Source organism: Bartonella sp. MU70NMGDW (assembly GCF_042194085.1).
In the GTDB taxonomy this organism is placed as follows: domain Bacteria; phylum Pseudomonadota; class Alphaproteobacteria; order Rhizobiales; family Rhizobiaceae; genus Bartonella; species Bartonella grahamii.
Map to the genome: position 1 here is coordinate 1 of NZ_JBHIMK010000182.1, position 2,433 is coordinate 2,433.

Genomic DNA, 2,433 nt, shown 5'->3' on the forward strand with positions numbered 1-2,433 from the left:
TCCCAATAAACATACCGTGAATAAGCACGCCCATCACATGGCAACCAACCATCCGGCAAGCGTTCCATTGCAAACGGTCCTATCAGACCGGAGGGTAAGCGTTTTAAGGAAGAGACTTTGCCCCTTGTCGGATTGAGAACTTGCCAACCCGTAAGCTCTTCATCATACACAAGCGTATAAAGACAGCCATCTTGTATCTCTCCTCCCGATAAGGCTAATAAACCGGTTTCTGTCGCCTTATAAACGGGCTTACCGGCTAAATTATTTAAAGCAATTGTTGTCGCCCCAACATTCTTGCCCTTCGCTTTAAAACAAACCGATATGCCATTCTTATACTCTAAAAATGCCGATTGGCTTAGAAGCCTTATCACGCTCGTCTTTTGGTTATTATCAACCGTCACAATCCCTTCAAGCACGCCGCCCGTATCCGATAAATACTCTCTTATCCTTTGCATCATAAAACGAGCGCTATTATTAACCGTGTTAGGGTGCTGTCCCTCTGACCAATTAATTAAAGCATCAGCCCCACCATTTTCAGATGCCGTTAAAGACCAATCATAAATCGTGGACATCTAAACCTCACGTCTTGATTCCAAACACAACACTCATATTAATCGGGCGCGTCTCACTTACACCTGAACTTGCCAATGCAACATCACGCATATGAAGGTGGGAATGGGGAAAGGCGAGCTTATGGTGCACGCGTATATCCTCTGCCCTCACGCCCAAACGTTCGGCAAGTTTCAATCTTTGCTGGTCATTCAACACATATCCCCAGATGATCGTCAAATCACCATACCAACTCTCTTCCTCATCTTCATCATTCAAAATCGTAAAGGATTGCCCCCCATGGTCATGCTTTCTCATAGCGTCATTTTGTAAAGTGCCAAGATAACGAAAGCGGTCGATCTCGCGATCATCATCAACACCTCGTAAAAAAACACCACGCAAATCTGGAACGTTAAACTTGTTCCAAGTATCAGCTCCACCCCATCTGATCCCTATTGCTTCATAAAGAGCAGGATAATCACTACACGAGTAAGCCTTCCCATCACAGAGTAACCAGCCCTCTGGCAAAACTTGCATCCCAAAAATTCCTATCGTCCCTGTAGGATAAACGGGAATAACCGGTTCTTGTGATAAAGAGAGAGGTGTAGGATTTAAAACTTGCCAAGCATGATCCCTATAAATCAAGCTATAAATGCACCCCCTTTGAAGTTCACCTCCAGATAATGCAAGAATGCCTAATTCCGTCGCCTTATAAACGGGCTTACCGGCTAAATCATTCAAGGCAATTGCGGTTTCCCCAACATTCTTACCCTTCGCTTTAAAACAAACTGATATCCCATTCTTATACTCTAAAAAATGCGATTTACTTTGAAGTCTTATCAACGTCGTCTGCTGTTCAGCATCAACCGTAAAGCTACTTTCAATCACACCACTCGTATCGGATAAATATTCACGCACACGCTGCATCATCACACGGGCGCTATTATTCACGCTGCTAGGGCGTTGTCCTTTTGACCAATCAATCAAATCATCACAATAGGCATTCAAGGAGGCATTTAAAGACCAATCATAAATCGTCGACATTTTAACCTCATGTCTTAATCGCAAACAGAACACTCACATTTACTGGACGCGTCTCGCCTTCACCAGTGCTCTTCAAAACAACCTCTTGGCTCTCATCAAGAGTATAAGGACTTACAATGTAGCCCCCTAAATTCTCACGCTCTATACCCATAAAATTCGCGAGAGAGCTCCCCCCAAACAAGCCTAGACGATAGCCCAATACATCTGTCGTATTGCCATCCCAAAAGTTTTCGTTGCTGGTAAAATGAGACATCGAAAGGCTCTGTCCTTGATGTTGGTGAGACTCGATTAAATCTGTTTGCACACTTGCAAAAGAACGCCAAGGGTCTAGATTGCGTTCATTATCAAGCCCCCGTAAAAACATCCCTCGAAAATCTGGAACATTAAACGTCTCAACGCCATCCCCCTCTCCCCAAACCGTTCCTATCGTCTCAAATAAATCACGATAATCACGACGCAAATAAGCCTTCCCATCGCACAATAACCAATCCTTTGGAATCCCGCGCATTCCAAACGTTCCTATAAAACCCGTGGGATAAAGACTGCTTTCTTCTTCTAAAGGGATAGAGGTAGGATTAACAAGATGCCAATGATCTCCATTATAAAACAATGTATAAATGCACCCTTGTTGGATTTCCCCTCCCGATAATGCACTGATGCCTAATTCTGTCGCCTTATAAACCGGCTTGCCATCTAAATCATTTAAGACAATCGTGGTTGCTCCAACATTCCTGCCCGTCGCCATAAAGCGCAAAACGATACCATTCTTATACTCTAAAAACTGTGAAGTGCTTGCAAGTCTTATCACACTCGTTTGTTGGACATGATCATTTGTAACAA

General features: G+C 43.6%; 2 protein-coding genes and 1 pseudogene. All 3 read right to left on the bottom strand.

Annotation, left to right across the window (positions count from 1 at the left end; translation table 11 throughout):
• Positions 1 to 572: pseudogene (locus ACFIKE_RS09435) on the bottom strand (phage tail protein); the annotation flags it as partial.
• A 7-nt stretch (positions 573 to 579) separates the two neighbouring features.
• Complete coding sequence (locus ACFIKE_RS09440; RefSeq protein ID WP_375649551.1) at positions 580 to 1,593, bottom strand: phage tail protein; 1,014 nt, start codon at positions 1,591 to 1,593, stop codon at positions 580 to 582.
• Positions 1,594 to 1,600: 7 nt separating this feature from the next.
• A partial coding sequence (locus tag ACFIKE_RS09445; RefSeq protein WP_375649553.1) for a phage tail protein occupies positions 1,601 to 2,433 on the bottom strand: 833 nt, incomplete at its 5' end.

Excerpts from the sequence above, each read along its gene's own strand:
- ACFIKE_RS09440 (WP_375649551.1), bottom strand. The coding sequence starts at position 1,593 with ATGTCGACGATTTATGATTGGTCTTTAAATGCCTCCTTGAATGCCTAT.